Origin of the sequence: Pseudomonas sp. 2822-17, from assembly GCF_002742485.1 — a bacterium.
Lineage (GTDB): Bacteria > Pseudomonadota > Gammaproteobacteria > Pseudomonadales > Pseudomonadaceae > Aquipseudomonas > Aquipseudomonas cyclaminis.
Map to the genome: position 1 here is coordinate 110,769 of NZ_LJRZ01000379.1, position 21,985 is coordinate 132,753.

The window sequence follows — 21,985 nt, forward strand, 5'->3', positions numbered from 1 at the left end:
CATGACTAACCCCACCGCACGCCCGTTGCTGGGCTGCATTGCCGACGATTTCACCGGCGCCACCGACCTTGCCAACATGCTGGTGCGCGGCGGTATGCGTACGGTGCAGAGCATTGGCATTCCCAGCCGCGAAGTCGCCGATGGGCTGGATGCCGATGCCATCGTCATCGCGCTCAAGTCGCGCACCACGCCTGCTGTCGAGGCCGTCGAAGGATCACTGGCCGCGTTGGAGTGGCTGCGCGGGCAGGGCTGTGAGCAGATTTTCTTCAAGTACTGCTCCACCTTTGATTCCACCGCCGCCGGTAATATCGGCCAGGTCAGCGAGGCGTTGCTCAAGGCGCTGGGCAGTGACTTCACGCTGGCCTGCCCGGCCTTCCCGGAAAACGGCCGGACAATTTTTCGTGGCCACTTGTTTGTGCAGGACCAGTTGCTCAGCGAATCGGGCATGCAGCACCACCCGTTGACGCCCATGGGCGACGCGAACCTGGTGCGGGTGCTGCAACAGCAGACGCAATTACCGGTGGGGTTGCTGCGCTACGACGCGGTCGCCGCGGGTGTCGACGCTACACGCCAGAAGATTGCCGAGCTGCGCGAGCAGGGGGTGGGCATCGCCATCGCTGACGCGCTGTCGGACCAGGATCTCTACACATTGGGCAGTGCCTGCGCCGACTTGCCGTTGCTGACGGGCGGCTCGGGCCTGGCGTTGGGCCTGCCGGGCAATTTTCGACGCGCCGGTAAACTGCGTGATTTGGATGTCAGCGCATTGCCCACGGTCGGCGGCGGCGAAGTGGTGCTGGCAGGCAGTGCGTCGGTAGCGACCCTCGGCCAGGTGGCCGCGTGGTGCGAAGCCGGTCGCCCGGCGTTGCGCATTGACCCCGTCGCCCTGGCCGCGGGTGAGCCTGTGGTCGCACAGGCGCTGGCCTTTGCCCGTGACAGTTCACAAACCGTGTTGATTTACGCCACCAGCACCCCTTCCGAGGTCAAGGCGGTGCAGCAACAACTCGGCGTCGAACGCGCCGGGGCGCTGGTGGAGGAGGCGTTGGGCGAGATTGCTGCCGGCCTGCGCGAGCAAGGTGTGCGGCGCTTCGTGGTGGCGGGCGGGGAGACCTCCGGCGCCGTGGTCAAGGCGCTTGGCGTCAACCTGTTGCAGATCGGTGCGCAGATCGACCCCGGCGTGCCGGCCACGCTCAGCAGCTCCGCCGAACCGCTGGCGCTGGCACTGAAGTCGGGCAACTTCGGTGGCCGCGACTTCTTTGCCAAAGCCCTCGCGCACCTGGCCGGAGATGCCCAATGAGCGGCATCGACGAGCAGGCCCAGCGCGAAGAAATCTGCGACGTCGGCCGCAGCCTGTATCAGCGCGGCTACACCGTCGGCAGCGCCGGCAATATCAGCGCGCGCCTCGACGATGGTTGGCTGATTACCCCTACCGACGTCTGCCTCGGCCGTCTTGAGCCGGCGGCAATTGCCAAGGTCAACCTGCAAGGCGAGTGGGTGTCCGGGGATAAACCTTCGAAGACCCTGGCCCTGCATCGGCAGGTGTATGACCGCAATCCTTCGGTGGGCGGCGTGGTGCATACCCATTCCACCCATCTGGTGGCGCTGACCCTCGCCGGTGTGTGGCGCGACGACGATATCCTGCCGCCGCTCACGCCCTACCAAGTGATGAAGGTCGGGCACATTCCATTGATCGGCTATCAACGCCCTGGTTCGCCCAAGGTCGCCGAGCAAGTGGCGCAACTGGCCAACAGTGTGCGCGGAGTGATGCTCGAACGCCTCGGACCGGTGGTCTGGGAAAGCTCAGTGGCCAGGGCCAGCTATGCCCTGGAAGAGTTGGAAGAAACCGCCAGGCTCTGGTTGATGAGCAACCCTCGGCCCGCGCCGATGGATCAAGCGGCATTGGATGAACTGCGCGAGACGTTCGGCGCGCACTGGTAACCCGTAGACCGACACTGCAAGCCTCCAGCGAGACCCGCCTGCGGATTTCGACGGGGCCGGCTTGCGCCAAAAAACAATAACAACAGGACATTTTCGAATGAGCCCACTGATTTTGATGTTGACTGCCGGCGCGGGTATTGCGCTGCTGCTATTCCTGGTCCTCAAGTACAAATTCCAGCCGTTTGTCGCGCTGATGCTGGTGAGTATCGTGGTGGCGCTGGTGGCCGGGGTGAAACCGGCCGACCTGGTGGCGACCATCGAAGGCGGCATGGGCAAGACCCTCGGTCATATCGCGATCATCATCGCCCTGGGCGCGATGATCGGGCGGATCATCGAGCTTTCCGGTGGCGCCGAGGCCCTGGCCAAGTCGCTGATCGAGCGATTCGGCAACAGCCGCACGCCATTGGCGCTGACCATCGCCGGGTTCATCATCGGCGTGCCGGTGTTCTTTGAGGTCGGGGTGATTATCCTGATGCCGCTGGCCTACGGCGTGGCGCGCCGGGCACGCAAACCGCTGCTGATGTTCGCCTTGCCGATGTGTGCGGCGCTGCTGACGGTGCATGCATTCCTGCCGCCCCATCCAGGCGCCGTGGCGGCGGCCAGTCAGTTGGGGGCGGATTTGGGTCGGGTGCTGATGTTCGGCCTGCCGATCACTGCATTGCTCTGCTACGTCGGCTATCGCGTGGCGGGGCGCATGACCCGCCGCTTTTACCCGATGACCGACGATATTCGTGCCGAAGTCTATGGCCCCCACGTCACCAATGACGATTTGAAGGCCTGGACCCACGGCAACGACAAAGCGGTGCAGCAGGCTGGCGTTGCCGAGTCCCACATGGGCCTGGAAGAGTCCACCAGCGCCATCGTCGCCAAGTTGCCAGCGGCCCCGGCGCCGGGTTTCGGCCTGATCGTGAGCCTGATTCTGCTGCCGATCGTCCTGATCCTGTTGGGCACCCTGGCCACCTCGCTGCTGCCGGTTGAATCGGTGCTGCGTGGGGTGATGACCGTGCTTGGCGCGCCGTTGGTGGCGCTGTTGATTGATACCTTGCTGTGCGCCTGGCTGCTGGGCTCTCGTCGGGGCTGGAGCCGCACCCAGGTCTCGGACGTGATCGGCTCGGCGCTGCCGGGCGTGGCCATGGTGATCCTGATCGCCGGTGCCGGCGGGGTGTTCGGCAAAGTGCTGGTGGACACCGGGATCGGCGCCGTGGTCTCCGACATGCTGCGCACCACCGGCCTGCCGGTGCTGGCCCTGGGCTTTTTGCTGACCATGCTGCTGCGGGCGGTGCAAGGTTCCACCACCGTTGCCCTGGTGACCACGGCCGGTATCATCAGCCCGCTGATCGCCACCCTCAACCTCACGCCCAACCACCTGGCGCTGCTGTGCCTGGCGATGGGTGGTGGCGGGCTGGCCATGTCCCATATCAACGATGCCGGCTACTGGATCTTCACCAAGCTTGCCGGGCTTAATGTGGCCGACGGGTTGCGCACATGGACGGTGATCACGACGTTGCTCGGCACCTTGGGTTTCCTGATTACCCTGCTGATCTGGCCTTTTGTCTGACTCCTGGGAGTTTTTATGCCTCGTTTTGCTGCCAACCTGAGCATGCTGTATCCGCAACACGACTTTCTTGAGCGCTTCGCCGCGGCCAAGGCCGATGGTTTTGATGCGGTGGAATACCTGTTCCCCTACGACTACGACGCGCAGGTGCTCAGGCAGCGCCTGAGCGATAACGGACTGGAACAGGCCTTGTTCAACGCGCCACCGGGCGACTGGGCCGCAGGGGAGCGGGGCATCGCCAGCCTGCCGGGGCGCGAGGCCGAGTTTCGCAGCGGCTTCGACCGCGCCCTGGCGTACGCCGCCGTGCTCGGTAACAGCCGCGTGCATGTCATGGCGGGGTTGCTGCCGTCGGAAAACCTGCGCCAGCGCCATCGCGCCGTGTACCTGGAAAACCTTGCCTACGCCAGCGCCGCGGCGGCGCAGGTTGGCGTAACGGTATTGCTGGAGCCGATCAACACCCGCGACATGCCGGGGTTCTTCCTCAACCGCCAGGACCAGGCCCACGCCATCTGCCGGGAAGTCGGTGCGAGCAACCTCAAGGTGCAGTTCGACTGCTACCACTGCCAGATCGTCGAAGGTGATATAGCCACCAAACTGCGCCGCGACTTCGCCGGCATTGGCCATATCCAGATTGCCGGCGTGCCGGACCGCCACGAGCCGGACCTGGGCGAGCTGAACTACCCGTACTTGTTCGACCTGATGGACCAGTTGGGCTACGACGGCTGGGTCGGTTGCGAATACCGGCCAAAGGGCGACACCTCGGCAGGCTTGCAATGGTTGCGGGACTGGAAAACTGCTCAATAGTCGACGAGCCGTTCTGCCTGCCAACAGCGCTCAAATGTGGGAGGGGGCTAGGGCATCACTCCGGCAACGGATCACCCGGCAGCATCAGTTCAATCCCACGCTTGCGGATGCCGTCTGCCGCAGCCGGGGCCAGGTCGTCGTCGCTGATGATCACGTCGAACGGTTCCAGCCCGGCGATGCGGTACATGCTGAACGTGCCGTACTTGGAACTGCTCGCCACCAGCACCACCTGAGCCGCTGACTGCATTGCCACTTGCTTGACCTCGACCTTCAGCGCCGAGGGGGTGGTGATGCCTCGGTGCAGGTCCCACGAACTGGTGGACACAAACGCGATATCCGTCACCACCTGGCGCAACGTCGCCACGGCCAGCCCACCGACGGAGGAGTGGTTATCGTGGTCCAGTTGCCCGCCAGTGTGGATCACGGTCACCTGTGTCGCATCCATCAGCGCCTGCACGATTCCGAAGTCGTTGGTCACCACCGTCATGCCCGACAGCGCCATGATATACGGCACGATTTCCAGGGTGCTGGTGCCGGCGTCCAGGTACACGGTCATGTCCGCGTGCAGCAACCGCGCGGCCAACCTTGCCATCGCCTGCTTTTGCGGTAATTCCACCACGGCTTTGGATTGATGGCTTGGTTCGCTGTGCAACTGGCTGGCGATCCTGCCCCCGCCGGTAACGGAATACGCCCGACCTTCCTGCTCCAACAGCGCGATGTCACGGCGCACGGTCATGTGCGAGCAGTCGAACATTTCCATCAGCTGGTGCACGCTCATCACCTGATGCTTGCGCAATTGCCGCAGGATTTGCTCGCGGCGCTGCTCGGGAATCATCGGTGGGCTGCTGTCGGGGGCAGTGTCCTTGGGGGTGGGCATTGAGGCTCCGGAGTGGCTGGGCAAAGGGCGGGTAATACGTGGCTATAGTAGCCAATACACGCCCACCCAAGCGACCCCGGGCTGAGAAAGCTTAAAACTTGAAGCGCCCCACAAGGCCTTTGAGCTGACCGGAAATATCCGTCAAACGACCTGACCCGGTCTGCGCCGAATGGGCGAAGCCTTCAACCAACTGCGCATCGGCATGGATCTGCGCGATGTGTCGGTTGATCTCTTCGGCCACCTGGTGCTGTTCTTCGGCGGCCGTGGCGATCTGGGTGTTCTGGTCGCGGATCGAGTCCACCGAGCCACGGATCTTGTCGAAGCTGTCGCGGGCTTGCTGGATGCGTTCCACGCTGGTGTGGGACACCAGCAGGCTGCCTTGCATCTGCTGCGTGACTTCCTGGGTGCGGCGGGCGAGGTTGCCCAGCAGGCTGTCGATTTCGCCGGTGGAGTCAGCCGTGCGACGCGCCAGGGCGCGGACTTCGTCGGCAACCACGGCGAAGCCACGGCCCTGGTCACCGGCACGTGCGGCTTCAATTGCGGCGTTGAGTGCCAGCAGGTTGGTCTGCTCGGCAATCGAACGGATGGTGTCGAGGATGGTGTTGATGTTCTGGCTGTCCTGCTCCAGCAACTGCATGGTCTGGGTCGACTTCTGCAGGTCTTCGCTGAGCTTGAGCACGCTGCCGGTGGCTTCGCCGATGTGTTGCTGGCCGGTGTGCACATCGCGGTAGCCTTCGTCGGCACTGGTGGCTGCGGCGCTGCAAGAGCGTGCCACTTCGTTGGCGGTGGCGACCATTTCGTTGAACGCAGTGCTCACCAGTTCCACGGCTTCACGCTGGCGACCGGCGGCCTGGTTCATGTTGTTGGCCACTTCACTGGTGTCGGCGGCGGCGGTTTGCAAGTCGGATGACGCGTTACCGATGCGCTGCACCAGTTGCGCAATCATGCTCAGGAACTGGTTGAACCAGCCCGCCAGGCTGGCGGTTTCGTCCTTGCCCTGCACTTTGAGTTGGCGCGTGAGGTCGCCTTCCCCCTCAGCGATTTCTTGCAGGCCGTCGGCCACGCCACGGATCGGACGCACGATGACGCTGGCGAAACTGGCGCCGACAATCGCAAAGACCACCGCCAGCGCGGCGGCAATTGCGGCGATCAGCCAAGTCAGGCTGGTGGCGCCGGCCATCACTTCGTCGCGCTTGATCAGGCCGATAAAGCGCCAGCCCAGGTCTTTGGAACTGACCACGTTGGCCATGTAGGCCACGCCGTCGATGTCGATCTGGGTCACGCCGTCGCCGCGCTTGGACAGTTCCGCGTAGTTGGGGCCGAGGTCCGCCAGGGGCTTGAAGTTGTGCTTGGCATCGCTGGGGTCCACCAGCACGTTGCCGTTGGCTTCCACCAGCATCAGGTAGCCGCTGTCGCCCAGCTTGATGTTGCGCACCAGTTCGGTGAGCTGCTTGAGCGACACGTCGAGGCCGACCACACCGAGGATGTTGCCGGTGGCGTCAGCGACGGTGTGCACGGTGCCGATCAGCACTACGTCATCCGGTGCCCAGTAGTAGGCGCCGGTGCGCACGGTAGCGCCAGGCGCGGCGATGGCCGCTTTGTACCAAGGGCGCACGCGGGGGTCGTAGTTGTTCAGTTTGGTGTCGTCCGGCCAGCTGGCGTAGCCGCCGTCGCTCAGGCCCAGGGACAGGTAAGCGGTGCTCGGATGGCTTTTGGCGAACTGGTCGAAGATATCCAGCAGTGCTTTATTCGTGGGTGTGAGGGGGATTTGCGCGGCGTCGGCGCCGGCGTAGCTCTTGAGGTCCTTGGCCGCGATAACACGCGGGTCCTTGGCCACAAAGTCGACGTTCTGGCTGATGCCGTCGAAAAACTGCTTCATGCCATTGTCGATCTGGCGGATCTCGCGCCCGCTGCTGTCGAGGAAATTGGCCTGGGCCCCCTCGCGCAGGTTCAACACTACCAACACGGCGACCAGGATGACGGGGACGCACGCGATAGCTGCGAACGCCCAGGTCAGCTTCTGCTTGATATTCATGACTTCACCTGCGGAGTATTTATAGTTTTGGCAAGGCAGTGGGTAGCGCTGAACGTCGCATGTGTTGTTATGAGGGGGTGTGGCCCATGCGTACCTCCGGTTTATCGACCGCGAAGTCACGCACTTTAGGGCTGCAGTGGTGATCAGCCGATTTGGTCGTCGGCCAGGGCGTCGCGTCGCATCGATTGCAGGTTCTTTTCGATGGTTTCGCAGATGGCTTCCATCTGGATCTGGTGTTCGCTGGAGCGGAACGGGCTCTGCAAATCGGTGCCGATGCGTTCGATGGCCAGCAGCATAAAGCCCACCACCGTAGACGCCAGCGGGGTGAACCAGCCCAGGGATTCAACCAGGCCCACCGGTACGATCAGGCAGAACAACGAGATAAACAGCCGTGGAAAATACACGTAAGGGTAGGGCAGTGGCGTGTTGGCGATACGCTCCATGCCGCCTTGGGCGTTGGACAGGTCCACCAGGGTCGACTCCAGCCGTGCCAGGCGAATGCTGTCCAGATGCCCGGCCTTGTACTCCCGGGCCAGGATAGCCGCTGAGCCGGTGAGGATATCGTTGGCAAAGTTATTGGTGGCGCCGTTGCGGGCGAACTCCTCGGTGGGGATAAACGCGCGGACTTCATCCGGGCACGGCTCGCCTTTGAGGTGCGCGGCCAGGCAATTGACGTAGGCCACATGGCGGCGCAGCAGGGTGGATTTGACCGGGTTCACTTCGCTGCCGGGGTCGTCCAGCAGGGTCAGCACCTGGCGCGCAAAGCTGCGCGAGTTATTGACCATCGCGCCCCACAGCGTGCGGGCCTCCCACCAGCGGTTGTAGGCGCTGCTGTTGCGAAAGCTGATCAGCACAATCAGCGCCGAACCCAGCAGGGTAAGGGGCATCAGCGGCAGGTTGATCTTGGCGTTGAGAAACAGCATGAAATCTACCGTGACGGCGATATCCCACAGCAACAGCCAGAACAGCGACCAGCCTACGTAGCCCATGGTCTTGATGATCAGGCGGTACTTTTTGATGATGGCGGCTTTCAAACGACAACCTCGCGGTGAGCGGTAAGCAACAGTGCCTTAGCTCGGACGCCGGGTTGGGGGGAAGGTTCGGTGGGGAACTGAAACGCTTAAGCCACTTCGGGATTTTGGAACAATTTTGGTAGCGACGATGTCCTTTTACTTAATCGCGATAGATTGCGTTCAAGGCAAAACGCCATTACCGGTACTGCATTGAGATCATAATCCAAGTTGTTTGATCAGGGCTCTTTCTCATGTGTGGCAGTTCGTTGAAGTTGGCGATGGAACATACGGCGCAAGCATTGGAGCGCCATGTGGAATTTGAAGCGTGCGTGCGCAATCATTACAAGATGTTGCTGGAACCCTATTCAAAAAGAGCGTTTTTCTACAAGACGGCACTTAAGTTCAACCGTTTGATGGTGTCCTACACATTATTGAGCACCTATTTCTCCAAACCCGTGGCATTACTGTCGGAAGTAAAAGAATTTTGCGTTGCGCGCAGGTTCTGTTCGAAAAACAGCCTCGAATCCATATTTCTGCTGTTCAGGGCACTGGGGTTCATGAAGGTGGCGGGGCATCCGGATGACAGCCGCTTGCGCGTGTTCAGGCCGTCTTCCCAGGCGTGTGGGGAAATCCGGTTGATGCTGGCGTCCGTTGTGGAGCCGTTGGAGTTGATGCACGTCGATGAAGCAGTTTTTCGGCATTTGCATGAGTTGGATGACCGTACGTATCTCGCCCGTTACTTCAAAGGTTATTCGACGTTGCTCAATGAAAATTTGACGATTGATCTGTTACTGCCTGACTGTTATTGGCTGGTAAACCGCGATGCAGGACATATGTTGATGCTCGCAATTTATAACGACGCGTGTTCGCTGGATAACCAGGGCGCAAGTTTCAGGTCGTCGTCTTATCTTTCAATCGCCGAGCAGTTGTCGGTGTCTAAAACCCACGTTATTCGTCTGGTTCAAGAAGGTGCTGACCGGGGGTATTTCAAAATCCATTCCAAGACCATGCTTGAGGTACTGCCACCGTTTATTTATCTGGTAAGACGCTTTATGGCGTATTCGTTTGCAACTTGCTTGTTGAGTCTGCAAGCGAGTCAGGCCGACAGTCAGTAGGCTGCTTATTCGCAAGGAGTGAAGGGGTGCCAGCTATTTTGAAACTCAGGCCACGGATGCAAAGGCTATTGTCACCCGCGATCGCACAGGCCGAGCTTATCGGGATTATTGCGTGGGTTGGAGTGCTGATGGCTGATCACGCGAAGCTGCTGGGCGTGCAGGCCGTCATTGTCACCCTCTGTCTGATCGTTGTGTATCGGCTTCACCGACGCGTCACTCACTATTATTTGTGGCGGGCGCTGGGGGTGGTCTACATGGCGCTGTTGACGGCCGGGTTTACCTACGTTGTTCGCACCGACCTGCAGTTGCAGGTGTTTGCCTTGCCGCTGGCAGTGATCTTGGTGGCGTGCAGTGCAATTCTGTTTATCGCGGTCCAGGACTTTCTGGTGTGCGCGATCGTGGTGTGGTTAATGGCCTGGCCCCATATTCCGGTAGGTATTTACCAAGGCGTCGACATTTACTTGTTTATCTTTTGCGCGGCGTCCGTTTCGATTGGCTGCGTTCTTAATGTGTCCTACCTGAAAAACCTGCGTTCGGTGTTGCTGGTCGAGAGTGAGTTTCGGGTACTGGCTGAAACAGACTACCTGACCTCCATCCTGAATCGACGCGCCTTTATGGAGAGCTTCGCCGCGTTGCTTGCGGCAGGCGAGAGCGGCTATTTCATGATGTTGGACATTGACAGTTTCAAGTTGAAGAACGACCAGTTCGGTCACGATGTCGGCGACACCATCCTCTGCGCCATGGCCGGTTGCCTCAAATCGACGCCGGGCAGTTATAGCTTCGGCAGGATCGGCGGCGAGGAGTTCGGCGTGCTATTGGTGGGCGATGACCCTTCAGTCGCCAGTGATTTCGCGCTACGCCTGTTGCAGTCGATCCGCTGCAGTGTGGCCCCGCCTCACCACTACACCTGCAGCGCGGGCATGGCGCGCTTTTCGGCGGGGGCCGATATGTCGGCGGTACTTAAATGTGCCGACCGCAACCTGTATGCCTCCAAGCACAACGGCAAAGACCGCGTGTACCTGGACGGTGAGGCAATCAGCCTCAGCGCTGGCTGAGAACGCTGGCCAGCAATCCTGGAAACCGGCTTTCCAGCTCTTCAGCGCGCAACGAGTTCAGATGGGTCGTGCCCACGCTGCGGGTGTGCACCAGGCCGGCATCGCGCAGTACCCGGAAGTGGTGGGACATGCTCGACTTGGGGCGCCCACCGTCCAGTTCGCCACAGGTTGCCTCTGGCACGCCCGCCAGGTAGCGGACAATTTCCAGGCGCACCGGATCACTCAAGGCGTACAGCAGACGCTCTAAGGTCAGGTCTTGAAGGGTAGGGTGTTTGAAGGCTCGCATGGGGACGGATGATAACAGGGGGGTATCGCTGAATACCATTGTTCGATTACCATCGAACTATCGAATCACTCACTTGCTGCTGGAGTTTTCCATGTCCGCTCTGTTCGAACCGTTCAAACTCAAAGACGTGACCCTGCGTAACCGCATCGCCATCCCACCGATGTGCCAATACATGGCCGACGACGGCATCGTCAACGATTGGCATCACGTGCATCTGGCCGGCATGGCCCGTGGCGGCGCCGGTTTGCTGGTGGTCGAGGCCACTGCCGTTGCGCCGGAAGGCCGAATCACACCAGGCTGCGCCGGTATCTGGAGCGATGCCCACGCCCAGGCGTTCGTGCCGATGGTCCAGGCCATCAAGGCCGCAGGTTCGGTGCCCGGCATCCAGATTGCCCATGCCGGTCGTAAAGCCAGCGCCAACCGTCCGTGGGAAGGGGATGACCATATTTCGTCCGCCGACGACCGCAGCTGGGAAACCATCGCGCCCTCGGCCATCGCTTTTGGTGCGAACCTGCCCAACGTACCGCGTGCCATGACCCTGGAAGACATCGCTCGGGTTAAACAGGACTTCGTCGACGCTGCCCGCCGTGCCCGTGACGCCGGTTTCGAGTGGATCGAACTGCACTTCGCCCACGGTTACCTAGCCCAGAGCTTCTTCTCCGAGCATTCCAACCAGCGCACTGACGCCTACGGTGGCAGCTTCGACAACCGCAGCCGCTTCCTCCTGGAAACCCTGGCCGCCGTACGCGAAGTCTGGCCGGAAAACCTGCCATTGACCGCGCGTTTCGGCGTGATCGAATACGACGGCCGTGACGAGCAGACCCTCACCGAATCCATCGAACTGGCACGTAACTTCAAGGCCGGTGGCCTGGACCTGCTGAGCGTCAGCGTCGGTTTCACCATCCCCGACACCAACATCCCGTGGGGCCCGGCCTTTATGGGCCCGATTGCCGAACGCGTACGGCGTGAAGCCGGTATTCCGGTGACGTCGGCGTGGGGGTTTGGTACGCCGCAACTGGCAGAAGGCGCGTTGCAGGCGGGGCATCTGGACTTGGTCTCGGTGGGTCGTGCGCACCTGGCCGACCCGCATTGGGCGTACTTTGCGGCCAAGGAGCTGGGCGTGGACAAGTCCTCCTGGACCTTGCCGGCGCCTTACGCGCATTGGTTGGAGCGGTATCGCTGAGGCGAGCCACGCAGTGCAGGGAGCCACTCAATCGAGTGGCTTTTCTTTATCTTGATTTTGATACAAAGCAGATACGCAAAAAATAACGAATGAGAATAGATATCAAACAAGAATGCGATGGTATAGCATGCCCCGCGAATTCTTGGCAGGTTTGCCGTCCCATCTGGCTCATTCACTAGGTCCAACATCCATGCGTCGTACCCTGATTTCAATCTGCGTGTTGCAGGCGTTTTCCCCCTTCACCTGGGCGGATGTCGCGCCTACCGAGCAAACCAGCCTGGAGTTGCAAGCGACCAATGTGACCGGTACGGCCGACTATGAAACCGCTCAGGGACCGGTCAAGGGCTACCATGCCACACGCTCAGCCAGTGCGACGCGTACCGACACCTCGATTCATGAAACCCCGCAGTCCATCAGCGTAGTGTCCAAGGATGTAGTCGAGGATATCGGCGCTACCCGCCTGCAAGATGCCCTCGACTATGCCGGCGGCGTCGGCCGTGCCAACAATTTTGGCGGCCAGGGCCTGACCACCTTCACCGTGCGCGGCTTCACCACCGGCGAGTTCTACCGCAACGGTTTCCCGATCAACCGTGGCTACCCGAACATGCCGGACGCCAACACCATCGAACGCCTCGAAGTACTGCGCGGCCCCGCGACCATGCTCTACGGCCGTGGCGACCCAGGCGGCACCTTCAACGTGGTGTCCAAGCAACCGCTGCCCGAGCGTACCGTGACCCTCGGCAGCCAGTTGAATGACCAAGGCATGAAACGCGGCACCCTGGACGCCTCCGGCCCGCTGGATGAAGAAGGTCGCCTGGCCTATCGCCTGAACGTGGTGGGCGAGGGCGGCGACACCTTCCGTGACCATGTGGAAACCGAACGCTACGGCGTGACGCCGGTGATCACCTGGCAAGCTACCGATGAGACGAAGGTGATCTTTGAAGGTGACTTCATGCGCAACAATCATCCGTTGGATCGTGGTTTGACGCGTTACCCCACCCAAAAAGGTAATGCATCTCGCGATACTTTCTGGGGTGATAAAGACGTCGGCAAATTGCACAACGACAACAGCATGGCGCAGTTGCGTTTCGAGCATCTGCTCAATGAAAACTGGACGCTGGGCGGTGGGTTCCAGTGGCTGGACGGCACCTTGCAGGGCAATGCGATTGAAGCCAACGGCCTGAGCGCCGATGGCCGCACGCTGCAACGCAACTTCAACTACCGCAAGCTGGAATGGACCGACAAGGACTACCAGCTCAACCTCACCGGGCATTTCTCCACGGGTGGTTTCGAGCACACCTTGCTCACAGGCATTGAGTACGAGGACTACGACTACAAGTCGATCATCCAGCGTTCCAGCGCTGCTGCGGGCACTTACCCGATTGACATCTTCGATCCCGTCTACGGCCAGCCGCGCCCAACGTTGACGCGCACACCGACCCACGACAAAGAAAACCTCAAGACCTATGCGGCCTTCGTGCAGGACCAAATGGCGCTGACCGAGCGCTTGAAAGTGTTGGCGGGTGCGCGGTTTGAGCGGTTTGAACATGATTACGAAAGCTATGTGACCGGGGTTAACCCGTTTCAGACCGCTGAAAACGCCGTCACTCCACGCCTAGGGGTAATCTACGACCTTACCGATACTGTGGCGGTCTATGCCGACGCCGCACGGTCCTTCAAGCCGAACCCCGGCGCCGCGCGCGAGGGCGGTGGTTTCGAGCCGGAAAAGGGCAAGTCCTACGAGATGGGGATTAAGTGGGAAGCCCTGGACCGCCAGTTGAGTGTTGACGCGGCGATCTACCAGATCGAGAAGAAAAACGTACTGACCACCGACCCAGTGGACAACACCTTCAGCGTTGCAGCCGGCCAAGTCCGCAGCCGAGGCTTCGACCTCAACGTCGCCGGCAACCTCACCCCTGAATGGCGCGTGATCGGCGGCTACGCCTACGTGGATGCCGAAGTCACCAAGGACAACACCATTCGCTCCGGCACACGCCTGCTGAACATCCCCCGCAACAGCTTCAGCCTGCTCAACGTGTATGAGTTCCAGGACGGCGCCCTCAAAGGCCTGGGCCTGGGCGCTGGCGGCAAATACGTCGACCAGCGTGCTGGCCAGACCGCCAACACGGCGTTCTCCATGGACGCTTACACCGTCGTCGACCTGCTGAGCTACTACAAGGTCAACGACAAGGTGCGGCTGAACCTGGACGTGAAGAACCTGTTCAACCGCGAGTATGAAGAGGGCGCGTTCGGCAACATCTACGCCTACCCAGGCGCCCCGCGTACAGTCCAAGTCGGCATCGCCTACACCCTCTAACGGCCTGTACAGCTCCAATGTGGGAGGGGGGCTTGCCCCCGATAGCGGTGGATCAGTCACAGCAATATTGACTGATCTATTGCCATCGGGGGCAAGCCCCCCCCACATTGGGTTTGTGTTACGCCTTGAATTCAGAGCGGCGTGAGCACATTCATCACCGTATCCAACGCCACCCGCGTGTCATCCAGCTGCACCAGCGACGCATGCCGTGCGCCCAGCGCGTCACGGTTCTGGATCGCGGTGAGGATCGCCTTGTGCCGGGGCAGGCTCAGGCCCTGGATGTCCGGGCGGCGGTTGGTGATATTGATCGACTCGCGCAACGGCAACGACAGCATGTTGCACATATACGCCAGCAGGTCGTTGCGCGTGGCGTCGGCAATGGCGCGGTGGAAGTCCAGGTCGGCCTGCAACAGGTCCTCGTGGGTCTTCGCGGTTTCCATGCCGGTGTAGGCTTTTTCGATGGTGGCGATGTCTTCATCGGTCGCCGTCGTGGCGGCCATGGCGGCGATTTCCGGTTCGAGGATGCGCCGCACCCCGGCCAGGGTATTGAAGAATTCACTGTGGGGCGTGGACTGCATCAACCATGACAACACATCCGGGTCCAGCAGGTGCCACTTCAGCCGAGGCCTCACCACCGCGCCCACCCGTGGCTTGGAATACACCAGGCCCTTGGCGCTGAGCACCCGGGTTGCCTCGCGCAGCACCGAGCGGCTGACCTTGTACTCCTCGCAGAGCGTGGCCTCCATGGGCAGTCTTTCTTCGGGCTTGAAGCGGCCGGAAACGATGTGCATGCCCAAGTCCTGAACGATCTGGGCATGCATGCTCTTGCGCGGCTTGGGCGGCTGGTGATCCATAACGACGGGGAGGCTCTGGCTTAAAGACGCGGCATCATAGCATCCCAATTAGTGGGAATGACGGGGGACTTCCGCCCCACGGCAACCCACCAGGAAGTCAAAGTCGCAGCCCTGGTCCGCCTGCAACACATGGTCGATGTACAGCTGGCGGTAGCCGCCGACGATCAGGTTTTGCGGTGGCTTGAGGTCGGCCATGCGCGCCGCCAGCTCTGCGTCGGGGATGTCCAGGTGCAAACGGCCGTTGGCGCAGTCCAGTTCGATCCAGTCACCTTCCTTCACCGTGGCCAACGGCCCGCCCGCGGCCGCTTCCGGCGCGACGTGCAACACCACCGTGCCATACGCCGTGCCGCTCATGCGTGCATCGGAAATACGCACCATATCGGTCACACCCTGGGCCAGCAGCTTGGCCGGCAAGCCCATGTTGCCGACTTCGGCCATGCCCGGATAACCCTTGGGCCCGCAGTTTTTCATGACCAGGATCGAGTTGGCGTCCACATCCAGCTCGGGGTCGTTGATGCGCGCCTTGTACATGTCGAAGTTCTCGAACACCACCGCACGGCCGCGATGCTGCATCAGCTCCGGGCTGGCGGCCGATGGCTTGAGTACCGCCCCCAATGGCGCCAGGTTGCCGCGCAGCACGCAGATGCCGCCGTCGGCGCGGATCGGGTTGTCCAGTGTGCGGATCACTTCGTCCTGGCCGTAGATCGGCGAGTCCTTGGTGTTTTCGCCGAGCGACTTGCCGTTGACGGTCAACGCGTTCGGGTGTGGGATCAGGTTGGCTTCGCCCAGGCGACGCAGTACGGCGGGCAGGCCACCGGCATAGTAGAACTCTTCCATCAGGAAGCGGCCCGACGGCTGCAGGTCGACGATGGTCGGCATGCCACGGCCCATGCGGGTCCAGTCGTCCAGGTCGAGCTCGACGCCGATGCGCCCGGCGATGGCTTTGAGGTGGATCACGGCGTTGGTCGAGCCGCCGATGGCGGCGTTCACGCGGATCGCGTTTTCAAAGGCCTCTTTAGTGAGGATCTTCGACAGCTTCAAGTCTTCGCGCACCATCTCTACGGCGCGCATGCCGGACATATGCGCCAGCACATAACGCCGCGCATCCACCGCCGGAATCGCCGCGTTGTGCGGTAGCGAGGTACCCAATGCCTCGGCCATGCAGGCCATGGTCGACGCGGTGCCCATGGTGTTGCAGGTGCCCGCCGAACGCGACATGCCGCCCTCGGCCGCAAGGAAATCATCCAGGGTAATGGTGCCGGCCTTCACTTGTTCACTGAGCTGCCACACCACGGTGCCCGAGCCGATGTCCTGGCCCTTGTGCTTGCCATTGAGCATCGGCCCGCCGGTGACCACGATGGCCGGCACGTCGCAACTGGCGGCGCCCATCAGCAGGGCGGGGGTGGTCTTGTCGCAGCCGGTCAGCAGCACCACGCCGTCGATGGGGTTGCCGCGAATGGCTTCCTCCACGTCCATGCTCGCCAGGTTGCGCGTCAGCATGGCAGTGGGGCGCAGGTTGGATTCGCCGTTGGAGAACACCGGGAACTCCACAGGGAAGCCGCCGGCCTCGATCACGCCGCGTTTGACGTGCTCGGCGATCTGGCGAAAGTGCGCGTTGCACGGGGTCAGCTCCGACCAGGTGTTGCAGATACCGATGATCGGCTTGCCATGGAACTGATGGTCGGCAATGCCCTGGTTCTTCATCCAGCTGCGGTACATGAAGCCGTTCTTGTCGGCGGTACCAAACCACTGGGCGGAGCGTAGGCCGGGCTTTTTATCAGACATGATCGATTCTCTTATTGTATGACTATATGTTCTCTCTGCGGCTAAACATAAGCGCAAAATGTTCGCTTTGGAAGAGTTGTTTTGCAAATAGTCCTACTATATAGTCTGGCTTAACTGAGGTATGACCCTGGCGGATGTTCCGCGAGAGGCATCCCCGATTCCTATAAGAACAACAATCGGAGATCGACCCCATGAGCGAGGAATTGCGGCTTATCCGGCGCATCACGCTGAAACTGATTCCCTTCCTGATCCTGCTCTACCTGATCGCCTACGTGGACCGCTCCGCCGTGGGCTTTGCCAAGTTGCACATGGGCGCCGACGTCGGTATCGGTGATGCAGCCTATGGCCTGGGCGCGGGGTTGTTCTTCATCGGCTACTTCCTGTTCGAGATCCCCAGCAACCTGATGCTCGACCGCTTCGGCGCGCGGCGCTGGTTCGCGCGGATCATGATCACCTGGGGCGCCATCACCATCGGCATGGCGTTCGTGCAGGGGCCGCACAGCTTCTATGTGATGCGCTTTCTGCTCGGTGCGGCCGAAGCCGGGTTCTTTCCAGGCGTGCTGTATTACATCACCCAGTGGTTCCCGGTGCGCCATCGCGGCAAGATCCTCGGGCTGTTCATCCTGTCCCAACCCATCGCGATGATGATCACCGGCCCGGTGTCCGGCGGCTTGCTGGGCATGGACGGCATCCTCGGCCTGCACGGCTGGCAGTGGCTGTTTATCGTGATCGGCACCCCGGCGATCCTGCTGACCTGGCCGGTGCTGCGTTACCTGCCGGATGGTCCCAAGCAGGTCAAGTGGATGACCGACGCCGAAAAAACCTGGTTGACCGACGAACTCAACAAAGACCTGCAAGCCTACGGCCAGACCCGCCATGGCAACCCCTTGCATGCGCTCAAGGACAAACGCGTGTTGCTGCTGGCGCTGTTCTACCTGCCGGTGACCCTGAGCATCTACGGCCTGGGCCTGTGGCTGCCGACGCTGATCAAACAGTTCGGCGGCAGCGACCTCACCACCGGCTTCATCTCGGCCGTGCCGTACATCTTCGGCATCATTGGCCTGCTGATCATCCCGCGCAGTTCCGACCGCTTGAATGACCGCTACGGCCACCTCGCCGTGCTCTATGTGCTGGGCGCCATCGGCCTGTTCTGCAGCGCCTGGCTGAGTGTGCCGGTGCTGCAAATGGCGGCGCTGTGCCTGGCGGCATTTGCGATGTTCTCGTGCACGGCGGTGTTCTGGACCTTGCCGGGGCGCTTCTTCGCCGGCGCCAGTGCGGCGGCTGGCATCGCGTTGATCAACTCGGTGGGCAACCTCGGCGGCTATATCGGCCCGTTCGTGATCGGCGCACTCAAGGAATACACCGGCAACCTGGCCTCGGGCTTGTACTTCCTGTCCGGGGTGATGCTGTTCGGGCTGCTGCTGACCGGCGTGGTCTATCGCCTGCTGGAGCGCAAGCATGTGCTGCCCGCCGACCAGTTCGCCGCCAGCGCCCGTGGCGCCACACGTACTTAATCTAGGAGAACCTTCATGCGTTTAGTGCAGTTCGAACTCAATAATGGCGAGCGCCGCGTTGGCGTGGTGGAAGGCAAGCAACTGCGTGAAGTGCGCAGCGCCCACAGCGTGCGCGAACTGGCGCTGGCCGCCATCGAAGCGGGCGTCAAGCTGCAGCAGCAGGTCGACAGCCTCGGCCTGGGCGACAGCCACGACTACGCGGCCTTGCTGGCCGAACAAAAAATCCTGCCGCCCCTGGACCACCCCGATCCGGCCCACATGCTGATCAGCGGCACCGGCCTGACCCACCTGGGCAGCGCCGCGGCGCGGGACAAAATGCACCAGGGCGGTGACGACAGCGCCTTGACCGACACCATGCGCATCTTCAAATGGGGCGTGGAGGGCGGCAAACCCGCCGCCGGCCAGGCGGGTGTGCAGCCTGAATGGTTCTACAAAGGCGACGGCAGCATCGTGGTGCGCCCAGGCCAGGCCTTCCCGGTGCCGCCATTTGCCGAAGATGCCGGTGAGGAGCCGGAAATCGGCGGCCTCTACGTGATCGGCCACGACGGCAAGCCCTATCGCCTGGGCTTCGCGGTCGGCAACGAGTTCTCCGACCACGTAATGGAGCGCAAGAACTACCTGTATCTGGCCCATTCCAAACTGCGCAGTTGCAGCTACGGCCCGGAGCTGCGCGTCGGCGAACTGCCCCAGCACCTGGCCGGCACCAGCCGCATCCTGCGTAACGGTGAGGAAATCTGGCGGAACGAATTCCTCAGTGGCGAGGCCAATATGTGCCACAGCCTGGAAAACCTCGAATACCACCACTTCAAGTACAGCCAGTTCCTCAAGCCGGGCGACGTGCACATTCACTTCTTCGGCACCGCCACCTTGTCATTCGCCGACGGTATACGTACCCAACCGGGGGATGTGTTCGAGATCAGCCAGGCTGAGTTCGGCGCGCCGTTGATCAACAGTGTCGGCAGCGTCGATGCGGTGTTCGAACCCGGCAATGTCATCACCCTTTAAGGAGCGCAACATGACCCAGTTTCTCGGCCACAACTTCATCGGCGGCCAGCGTAGCGCCAACGGCAGCGTTACGCTGCAAAGCGTCGACGCCAGCACCGGCGAAGCCTTGCCCCAGGCGTTCTACCAGGCCACCGCACAGGAAGTCGACGCCGCCGCCCAGGCCGCCGCGCACGCTTACCCGGCGTACCGTGCATTGAGCGCCGCACGTCGCGCACAATTTCTGGATGCGATCGCTGACGAGCTGGACGCGCTGAGCGATAACTTCGTTGAGCTGGTCTGCCGTGAAACCGCATTGCCTGCGGCCCGCATCAAGGGCGAGCGCGGACGTACCAGCGGCCAGATGCGCCTGTTCGCAACCGTGTTGCGTCGCGGCGACTTCTACGGTGCGCGCATTGACAAAGCCCTGCCGGATCGCCAACCACTGCCGCGTCCGGACCTGCGTCAATACCGCATCGGCCTCGGCCCGGTAGCGGTGTTTGGCGCGAGCAATTTCCCCCTGGCATTCTCCACGGCAGGCGGTGACACCGCCGCCGCGCTGGCCGCCGGTTGCCCGGTGGTGTTCAAGGCGCACAGCGGGCACATGGCGACGGCTGAACAGGTCGCCAATGCAATCATCCGCGCCGCTGAAGCGACCGAGATGCCGGCCGGTGTGTTCAACATGATCTTTGGCGGTGGCGTCGGCGAGGCGCTGGTCAAGCACCCGGCGATCCAGGCCGTGGGCTTCACCGGCTCGCTCAAAGGTGGCCGCGCCCTCTGCGATATGGCCGCGGCGCGTCCGCAACCGATCCCGGTGTTTGCCGAGATGTCGAGCATCAACCCGGTGATCGTGTTGCCTCAGGCGTTGCAGGCGCGGACCGAGACCATCGCCCGTGATCTCACCGCGTCGGTGGTGCAGGGCTGTGGCCAGTTCTGCACCAACCCTGGCCTGGTGATCGGCATTGCCTCGCCGGCATTCACTGCGTTCACCCAGCAGGTGGCGCACTTGATCGGCGAGCAACCGGCGCAAACCATGCTCAACGCCGGTACCTTGAGCAGCTACGGCAAGGGCCTGGAAAAACTCCTCTCGCACCCTGGCATTCAACATCTGGCGGGCAGCACCCAGGCGGGCAATCAGGCGCAGCCGCAGCTGTTCAAGGCCGATGTGCGTCTGTTGCTCGATGGCGATGACGTGCTGCAAGAAGAAGTTTTCGGCCCCACCACGGTGTTTATCGAAGTGGCGGACCAGGCCCAACTCAGCGCCGCGCTGCACGGCCTGCACGGGCAACTCACCGCCACGATCATTGGCGAGCCGGCGGACTTTCAGCAGTTCGCCGAACTCACGCCGCTGCTGGAACAGAAAGTCGGGCGCATCCTGCTCAACGGCTACCCGACCGGCGTGGAAGTCTGCGATTCGATGGTGCATGGCGGCCCGTACCCGGCCACGTCCGATGCCCGTGGCACCTCGGTCGGCACCTTGGCCATCGATCGTTTCCTGCGTCCGGTGTGCTTCCAGAACTACCCTGATAGCCTGCTGCCCGATGCGTTGAAAAACGCTAACCCGTTGCGTATCCAGCGCCTGGTGGATGGCACGCCATCGCGCGATTCGCTGTAAGGAACCCGGAGGTTTCATGTCGTGTAAGGCCGTCACTGCACACCGTGCGCAATTGGGCGAAGGCCCGTTCTGGGACGCGCCCACCCAGGCGCTGTATTGGGTCAATATCGCCGGCAAACAGGCCTTGCGCCTGATGGACGGGCAGTTGCAGATCTGGCAATTGCCCGAGCACGTCTCGGCCTTTATCCCGTGTGAAAGCGGCGACGCCCTGGTGACCTTGAGCAGCGGCGTCTACCGCCTGGACCTGGTCACCGAAGCCCTGACCCTGCTGTGCGTGGCCGACCCGCAACCGGGCAACCGTGGCAATGAAGCGCGCTGCGATGCCCAGGGGCGGCTGTGGCTGGGCACCATGCAGAACAACATCGGCGAACACGGCGAAGACCTGCCGATCACACGGCGTTCCGGTGGCCTGTATCGCATCGACGCCGATGGGCAGGTCACGCCGTTGCTGAGCGGCCTGGGCATTCCCAACACCTTGCTCTGGAACGAGGAGGGCAGCCGGGTGCACTTTGGCGACAGCATGGATGGAACGTTGTACCACTATGCGATCCAGCCCGACGGCCAACTCGAACCGGCACAGGTCTGGTTCGGCCCGCACACACGGGGCGGTCCGGATGGCTCGGCGATGGATGCCGAAGGCTATGTCTGGAATGCCCGCTGGGACGGCAGTTGTCTGTTGCGTCTGACGCCCGATGGCGAGGTGGATTGCATCATCGAACTGCCCGTCAGCCGGCCCACCAGTTGCGTATTCGGTGGGCCCGACCTCACCACGCTGTACATCACCAGTGCCGCCAGTCCATTGGATCACCCCCTGGACGGTGCGGTGCTGGCTATTGAAGTGGATATTCCTGGCAAACCTTGCCATCGCTTTGCCGGTTAAACCCCAAGACTCAAAAACAACAACAAGAGGTGTCGTTCATGAAAAAAGTCCTACGCGTCCTTGCCGCCGCCGTTGCGTTAAGCAGCCTCAGCAGCATCGCCTCAGCCGAAGAAGTAAAGATCGGCTTCCTGGTCAAACAAGCCGAAGAACCCTGGTTCCAGACCGAATGGGCCTTCGCCGA

General features: G+C 61.9%; 18 protein-coding genes and 1 pseudogene. 13 read left to right on the forward strand and 6 right to left on the reverse strand.

The window, feature by feature from the left end:
* Window position 1: 1 nt before the first annotated feature.
* The 4 genes from otnK to otnI all read left to right on the forward strand — a co-directional run bounded on the left by otnK (window position 2) and on the right by otnI (window position 4,294).
* Window positions 2-1,294 (forward strand): 3-oxo-tetronate kinase, encoded by a 1,293-nt coding sequence (gene otnK, locus AOA60_RS11690; protein ID WP_099584577.1) that lies wholly within the window; start codon window positions 2-4, stop codon window positions 1,292-1,294.
* On the forward strand, window positions 1,291-1,935 hold the full coding sequence (locus AOA60_RS11695) for an aldolase (RefSeq protein WP_099584578.1): 645 nt from the start codon (window positions 1,291-1,293) through the stop codon (window positions 1,933-1,935). The genes otnK and AOA60_RS11695 overlap by 4 nt, the downstream gene beginning before the upstream one ends.
* A 97-nt stretch (window positions 1,936-2,032) precedes the next feature.
* On the forward strand, window positions 2,033-3,493 hold the full coding sequence (locus tag AOA60_RS11700; RefSeq protein WP_099584579.1) for an SLC13 family permease: 1,461 nt from the start codon (window positions 2,033-2,035) through the stop codon (window positions 3,491-3,493).
* Between the two features lie 15 nt (window positions 3,494-3,508).
* Complete coding sequence (otnI, locus tag AOA60_RS11705; protein WP_099584580.1) at window positions 3,509-4,294, forward strand: 2-oxo-tetronate isomerase; 786 nt, start codon at window positions 3,509-3,511, stop codon at window positions 4,292-4,294.
* Between the two features lie 55 nt (window positions 4,295-4,349).
* Here the strand turns inward: otnI and AOA60_RS11710 are convergent, their stop codons facing one another.
* The 3 genes from AOA60_RS11710 to AOA60_RS11720 all read right to left on the reverse strand — a co-directional run bounded on the left by AOA60_RS11710 (window position 4,350) and on the right by AOA60_RS11720 (window position 8,240).
* The gene (locus tag AOA60_RS11710; protein WP_099584581.1) at window positions 4,350-5,171 is read right to left on the reverse strand and encodes a DeoR/GlpR family DNA-binding transcription regulator; all 822 of its coding nucleotides are present in this window, start codon (window positions 5,169-5,171) and stop codon (window positions 4,350-4,352) included.
* A 91-nt stretch (window positions 5,172-5,262) separates the two neighbouring features.
* Window positions 5,263-7,206 carry a methyl-accepting chemotaxis protein gene (locus AOA60_RS11715; RefSeq protein ID WP_099584582.1) on the reverse strand — a complete coding sequence of 648 codons (1,944 nt, stop codon included), beginning with the start codon at window positions 7,204-7,206 and terminating at the stop codon, window positions 5,263-5,265.
* A gap of 143 nt (window positions 7,207-7,349) precedes the next feature.
* Window positions 7,350-8,240: a bestrophin family protein gene (locus AOA60_RS11720; protein ID WP_099584583.1), complete on the reverse strand. Its 891-nt coding sequence runs from the start codon at window positions 8,238-8,240 to the stop codon at window positions 7,350-7,352.
* Window positions 8,241-8,497: 257 nt separating this feature from the next.
* Between AOA60_RS11720 and AOA60_RS11725 the strand changes: the two genes are divergently transcribed.
* Both AOA60_RS11725 and AOA60_RS11730 read left to right on the forward strand, forming a co-directional pair.
* On the forward strand, window positions 8,498-9,334 hold the full coding sequence (locus AOA60_RS11725) for a hypothetical protein (protein ID WP_099584584.1): 837 nt from the start codon (window positions 8,498-8,500) through the stop codon (window positions 9,332-9,334).
* A 26-nt stretch (window positions 9,335-9,360) separates the two neighbouring features.
* Complete coding sequence (locus AOA60_RS11730; protein ID WP_178075352.1) at window positions 9,361-10,389, forward strand: diguanylate cyclase; 1,029 nt, start codon at window positions 9,361-9,363, stop codon at window positions 10,387-10,389.
* Here the strand turns inward: AOA60_RS11730 and AOA60_RS11735 are convergent.
* Window positions 10,376-10,675, reverse strand: a complete 300-nt coding sequence (locus AOA60_RS11735) for a helix-turn-helix transcriptional regulator (protein ID WP_099584600.1) — start codon at window positions 10,673-10,675, stop codon at window positions 10,376-10,378. The genes AOA60_RS11730 and AOA60_RS11735 overlap by 14 nt on opposite strands.
* Before the next feature lie 91 nt (window positions 10,676-10,766).
* On the opposite strand from AOA60_RS11735, the gene AOA60_RS11740 reads away from it, so the two are divergent.
* Together AOA60_RS11740 and AOA60_RS11745 are read left to right on the forward strand one after the other, a co-directional pair.
* Window positions 10,767-11,858: an NADH:flavin oxidoreductase/NADH oxidase gene (locus AOA60_RS11740; RefSeq protein ID WP_099584586.1), complete on the forward strand. Its 1,092-nt coding sequence runs from the start codon at window positions 10,767-10,769 to the stop codon at window positions 11,856-11,858.
* Window positions 11,859-12,048: 190 nt separating this feature from the next.
* The gene (locus AOA60_RS11745; protein WP_099584587.1) at window positions 12,049-14,175 is read left to right on the forward strand and encodes a TonB-dependent siderophore receptor; all 2,127 of its coding nucleotides are present in this window, start codon (window positions 12,049-12,051) and stop codon (window positions 14,173-14,175) included.
* 131 nt (window positions 14,176-14,306) lie between these two features.
* On the opposite strand, the gene AOA60_RS11750 is transcribed toward AOA60_RS11745, so the two are convergent.
* Complete coding sequence (locus tag AOA60_RS11750) at window positions 14,307-15,029, reverse strand: FadR/GntR family transcriptional regulator (RefSeq protein WP_099584588.1); 723 nt, start codon at window positions 15,027-15,029, stop codon at window positions 14,307-14,309.
* 48 nt (window positions 15,030-15,077) lie between these two features.
* Window positions 15,078-16,814 (reverse strand): IlvD/Edd family dehydratase, encoded by a 1,737-nt coding sequence (locus AOA60_RS11755; RefSeq protein ID WP_099584589.1) that lies wholly within the window; start codon window positions 16,812-16,814, stop codon window positions 15,078-15,080.
* 191 nt (window positions 16,815-17,005) lie between these two features.
* Between AOA60_RS11755 and AOA60_RS11760 the strand changes: the two genes are divergently transcribed.
* The 5 genes and pseudogenes from AOA60_RS11760 to AOA60_RS33900 all read left to right on the forward strand — a co-directional run.
* Entirely contained in the window at window positions 17,006-18,328 is a 1,323-nt protein-coding gene (locus AOA60_RS11760; RefSeq protein ID WP_099584590.1) for an MFS transporter, read from the forward strand.
* A 15-nt stretch (window positions 18,329-18,343) separates the two neighbouring features.
* Window positions 18,344-19,333, forward strand: a complete 990-nt coding sequence (gene araD1 / locus AOA60_RS11765) for an AraD1 family protein (protein WP_099584591.1) — start codon at window positions 18,344-18,346, stop codon at window positions 19,331-19,333.
* 10 nt (window positions 19,334-19,343) lie between these two features.
* Window positions 19,344-20,924, forward strand: a complete 1,581-nt coding sequence (locus AOA60_RS11770; RefSeq protein WP_099584592.1) for an aldehyde dehydrogenase (NADP(+)) — start codon at window positions 19,344-19,346, stop codon at window positions 20,922-20,924.
* Between the two features lie 16 nt (window positions 20,925-20,940).
* Window positions 20,941-21,804: an SMP-30/gluconolactonase/LRE family protein gene (locus AOA60_RS11775; protein ID WP_099584593.1), complete on the forward strand. Its 864-nt coding sequence runs from the start codon at window positions 20,941-20,943 to the stop codon at window positions 21,802-21,804.
* 38 nt (window positions 21,805-21,842) lie between these two features.
* Window positions 21,843-21,985: pseudogene (locus AOA60_RS33900) on the forward strand (arabinose ABC transporter substrate-binding protein); the annotation flags it as partial.

What these genes read in the sequence shown, in the direction of transcription:
- AOA60_RS11760 (WP_099584590.1), top strand. Translation starts at nt 17,006, where the DNA reads ATGAGCGAGGAATTGCGGCTTATCCGGCGCATCACGCTGAAACTGATT.
- otnK (WP_099584577.1), top strand. Translation starts at nt 2, where the DNA reads ATGACTAACCCCACCGCACGCCCGTTGCTGGGCTGCATTGCCGACGAT.
- AOA60_RS11740 (WP_099584586.1), top strand. Translation starts at nt 10,767, where the DNA reads ATGTCCGCTCTGTTCGAACCGTTCAAACTCAAAGACGTGACCCTGCGT.
- AOA60_RS11755 (WP_099584589.1), bottom strand. Translation starts at nt 16,814, where the DNA reads ATGTCTGATAAAAAGCCCGGCCTACGCTCCGCCCAGTGGTTTGGTACC.
- AOA60_RS11775 (WP_099584593.1), top strand. Translation starts at nt 20,941, where the DNA reads ATGTCGTGTAAGGCCGTCACTGCACACCGTGCGCAATTGGGCGAAGGC.
- AOA60_RS11695 (WP_099584578.1), top strand. Translation starts at nt 1,291, where the DNA reads ATGAGCGGCATCGACGAGCAGGCCCAGCGCGAAGAAATCTGCGACGTC.
- AOA60_RS11725 (WP_099584584.1), top strand. Translation starts at nt 8,498, where the DNA reads ATGGAACATACGGCGCAAGCATTGGAGCGCCATGTGGAATTTGAAGCG.
- AOA60_RS11700 (WP_099584579.1), top strand. Translation starts at nt 2,033, where the DNA reads ATGAGCCCACTGATTTTGATGTTGACTGCCGGCGCGGGTATTGCGCTG.
- AOA60_RS11710 (WP_099584581.1), bottom strand. Translation starts at nt 5,171, where the DNA reads ATGCCCACCCCCAAGGACACTGCCCCCGACAGCAGCCCACCGATGATT.
- AOA60_RS11715 (WP_099584582.1), bottom strand. Translation starts at nt 7,206, where the DNA reads ATGAATATCAAGCAGAAGCTGACCTGGGCGTTCGCAGCTATCGCGTGC.
- araD1 (WP_099584591.1), top strand. Translation starts at nt 18,344, where the DNA reads ATGCGTTTAGTGCAGTTCGAACTCAATAATGGCGAGCGCCGCGTTGGC.
- AOA60_RS11750 (WP_099584588.1), bottom strand. Translation starts at nt 15,029, where the DNA reads ATGGATCACCAGCCGCCCAAGCCGCGCAAGAGCATGCATGCCCAGATC.
- otnI (WP_099584580.1), top strand. Translation starts at nt 3,509, where the DNA reads ATGCCTCGTTTTGCTGCCAACCTGAGCATGCTGTATCCGCAACACGAC.
- AOA60_RS11735 (WP_099584600.1), bottom strand. Translation starts at nt 10,675, where the DNA reads ATGCGAGCCTTCAAACACCCTACCCTTCAAGACCTGACCTTAGAGCGT.
- AOA60_RS11745 (WP_099584587.1), top strand. Translation starts at nt 12,049, where the DNA reads ATGCGTCGTACCCTGATTTCAATCTGCGTGTTGCAGGCGTTTTCCCCC.
- AOA60_RS11770 (WP_099584592.1), top strand. Translation starts at nt 19,344, where the DNA reads ATGACCCAGTTTCTCGGCCACAACTTCATCGGCGGCCAGCGTAGCGCC.